This is a genomic window from Paraburkholderia sp., from assembly GCF_036488505.1.
Classification (GTDB): Bacteria; Pseudomonadota; Gammaproteobacteria; order Burkholderiales; family Burkholderiaceae; genus Paraburkholderia.
The window spans coordinates 1-3,219 of sequence record NZ_DASXHN010000312.1 but is presented as its reverse complement, the minus strand read 5'-3'; the positions used below and the strand labels follow the sequence as shown (position 1 = coordinate 3,219).

Genomic DNA, 3,219 nt, shown 5'->3' with positions numbered 1-3,219 from the left:
GTCGAGCGCCGCCTGTGCCATCAGCTCTTCCAGCGCGCGAATGCCGGAGCCGTGCCGCTCGCCGAGCGCGCGCAATCTGTCGCGCAGTTCAACGCTGGGGGTCTCGGGTGTCGCGCTGATGGTGTCCATGCGAGTTCCCCCAAGGGCGGCCTACTGGATGCTCGACGCAATTTCGAAGATTGGCATGTACATCAGCACGACGATGCCTCCGATCACCACACCGATAACAATCATCATCGCGGGTTCGATGAGGCGCGAGATCAGATCGATGGTGCGCGAGACTTGTGCCTCCTGAAACGCGGCGATCCTGTCGAGCACGGGACCGAGCCCGCCGGTTTTCTCCGCGACGGTCAGCAGACGATAGGTAATGGCGTTCGCGAGGCCGGCTTGCTGGAACGCATCAGACATCCTGGCGCCGTTGCGAACCTGTTGCATCGCGACCGCGACCGCGGCCTGGTCGACGCGGCCCACGAGACCGCAAGCGAGATCGAAGGCGCGCACAGCAGGAATGCCGCCGTCAACGAGCATCGCGGTCGTGCGGAAGAATTGCGACTGTCGAAACACGCGGAAGTGCTGGCCAATGCCCGGCAGCGCGAGCATGCGATCCGCGATCCAGTTACGCGCCGCCGGTCTGCGCAGCGCTAAAACAGCGGTCACCGACACCACAGCGAGGCTTAGCGCCAGCCCCGTGCCGTGTGCATGCACCATGCCGCCCCACGCCATCAACAGTTGGGAGAGCAGGGGCAGCTCACGGCCGCTGTGTTCAAGCAGCGTGGCAAAACGCGGCACGACGAAACCCAGCAGAAACAGCACGACCGCTGCGCCGACTAGCAGCAGCACCGATGGATAGATCGCCGCGGACACCACCCGCCCGCGCAGTTCGTGCAACAAGGCGCTATTGCGTGAGTAGCGAGTGAGACTGTCGGCAAGACCACCAGTCTGTTCACTGGCTTTCACGCACGCAACGAGCACGGGAGGAAACACGTGGCTCGCATGTTCGAGCGCGGCGGACAACGACTGCCCTTCTTCGAGCTGGCGCAGCAGATCGCGATACACGACGGCTGAGGCTTCGCGCCGCTCGTTGCCGCCCAGAGTACGCAGAGCGTCGACGACGCCCACGCCCGCTTCGAGCAGCGCTGCGAGCTCGCGGGCGAACAATTCGACATTGAAGCCGGCGCCAGGTAACGTCGGCATGACAGACCAACCGACCCTGCAACGCTGCCCGCGCGCGTCCGCGCGTACCGACACCACCCGCAGCCCTCTTGCGCGCGCAAGCGCGGTGGCAGACGCAACCGAATCGCTGTCGACGCGAAGCGTCTGCACTGAACCGCTGGTATCGAACACGCGCAGCAGATACTTCACGTTGATTCTCCTTGCTGACTACACACTACAAAGCAAAGCGCACCACAAAAGCCCCCGACCCTCCGCCTTACCAGGACGTGACATCGGTGTTCTCGCCGGTTCCGCCCACCTGACCGTCCTTGCCCAGCGAGTACAGGTCGTAGTCGCCATGCTCGCCCGGCGACCGGTACTGATACGCGCGGTCCCACGGGTCCGGGGGCACCGCCTTCTGCAGATACGGTCCGCTCCAGTGCGTCGCGTCCTGCGGTTTGTTCATGAGCGCCTGGAGGCCTTCCTCGGTCGTCGGATACGCGCCCATGTCGAGTCGGTATTGATCGAGCGCCTTACTCAGCGAGTCGACCTGAGCCCGCGCGATCTTGGTGTTCGACTTGCCGACCTGCTCGAAATAACGTGGTGCAACGAGTCCCGCCAGCAAGCCGATGATGACCATCACAACAAGCAGTTCGAGCAGTGTGAAACCGCCGGTGCGTCGCCACGCCGCTCGAACGCGTGCGTGGCAAGCGTGGCTCACGCGCATCACAGGCCTGATCGGGAACACTTCGCTGTGCACGTCCTTCCCCTTCGATCGACTCGCGGCTCCGATGACACCGAAGCCGTTTCATGCATTCTTGTTCAGGTCTATATCGGCAAGAAGTAGGGAGACCCGTCCAAAGGGATGGGTAAAGACCCTCCAGTTCCGGCGCAGTTCAGATGAAGCCGTTGAACTCGTCCGCCTCGCGAGGCAGCGCGAGCACGCCCATGTCGAGTGCAGTGCGCACGAGGCCCGTGACGTTGGTGACTCCGAGCTTGCGCATCAGGCTCGCCCGGTGTTTTTCGATGGTCTTTGGACTCAGGTTCAGGCGCTTGCCGACTTCGCGATTGGTGTGGCCTTGCGCGACGAGCCGCAACACGCTGCGCTCGCGGCCACTTAGCGTGTCCCATATCTGCGTCTGCAGCGAAGCACCGGGCAGCAGACCAGGGCACATGGCCTGCTGCCTGTGCTGGTCGAGTGCGGCGTTGTGCCCGCCCTGCATCACCAGACGCATCTCACTGACGAGTTCATCGAACGACGCATCCTTCATCACGTAAGCGTCCGCACCCGCTGCGAGCGACTCGCGCACGTGCTCGTCGCTGCAGTGAATCGTCAGAGCAATGATGCGGATCGACGGCGTCTGGTGTTTGATCACGGCAATCGCTTCGATGCCGCTCATGCACGGCATCGACAGATCCATCAGGATCAGATCGGGCAGCAGCTCATTGGCAAGACGGCACACCGCCAGCCCGTCCGGCGCTTCGCCGGCGACCGCGTAGTCGGGCAGAGAGGAAACCATCGCGCACAGGCCGCCGCGCAGAAGATGCTGATCCTCCGCAATCAGGACACGATGCTTCGTCGCCAATTTGTTCGCTCCCGGCCCGAACTCAGACGATTAGTTCGCGGCAACGACATCGTGATAGGCGCTGAACAGTTCGGCCGGCGTCGCAAGGCCGTCGATCCGCAGCCAGGGTTTGCCCGGCGCGGCGCGGAAGAATGCTGCCGCCGTGTGATTCATCTTGTCGCCGCGATAGACGTTGAACGCGCGCTGCGCCGCGATGCTGGCCTCGACGGTGCCGGTATAATAGTGCCATTCGGGACCGGCATCGAAACGTGCGGCATAGGCTCTCAGACGTGCCGGCGTGTCCTGCTCCGGGTCGATCGAGATCGATACCAGATGGACCTTGTCGCGATCACCGCCCAGCTTGCCCTGCAATTCTTCAAAGGTCCGGCTCATCATCGGACAGATAGTCGTGCACGTCGTGTAGATAAACGTGAGGACTACCGGGCGACCATCGTTTAGCTCGTCGATCAGCGAGACGGTCTTGCCGTCGTCGCGCACCAGC

4 protein-coding genes are annotated in these 3,219 nt (G+C 63.2%); all 4 read right to left on the bottom strand.

From position 1 onward, the window contains the following. Positions 1-150: 150 nt before the first annotated feature. Entirely contained in the window at positions 151-1,362 is a 1,212-nt protein-coding gene (locus tag VGH68_RS18660) for a type II secretion system F family protein (protein ID WP_331605158.1), read from the bottom strand. A 67-nt stretch (positions 1,363-1,429) separates the two neighbouring features. Beyond that, positions 1,430-1,879: a type II secretion system major pseudopilin GspG gene (gene gspG / locus VGH68_RS18655; protein WP_331605159.1), complete on the bottom strand. Its 450-nt coding sequence runs from the start codon at positions 1,877-1,879 to the stop codon at positions 1,430-1,432. Between the two features lie 169 nt (positions 1,880-2,048). Next, complete coding sequence (locus VGH68_RS18650; protein WP_331605156.1) at positions 2,049-2,738, bottom strand: response regulator transcription factor; 690 nt, start codon at positions 2,736-2,738, stop codon at positions 2,049-2,051. 30 nt (positions 2,739-2,768) lie between these two features. Next, positions 2,769-3,219 (bottom strand): SCO family protein (locus VGH68_RS18645; RefSeq protein WP_331605155.1); only part of this gene is annotated, 451 nt, incomplete at its 5' end.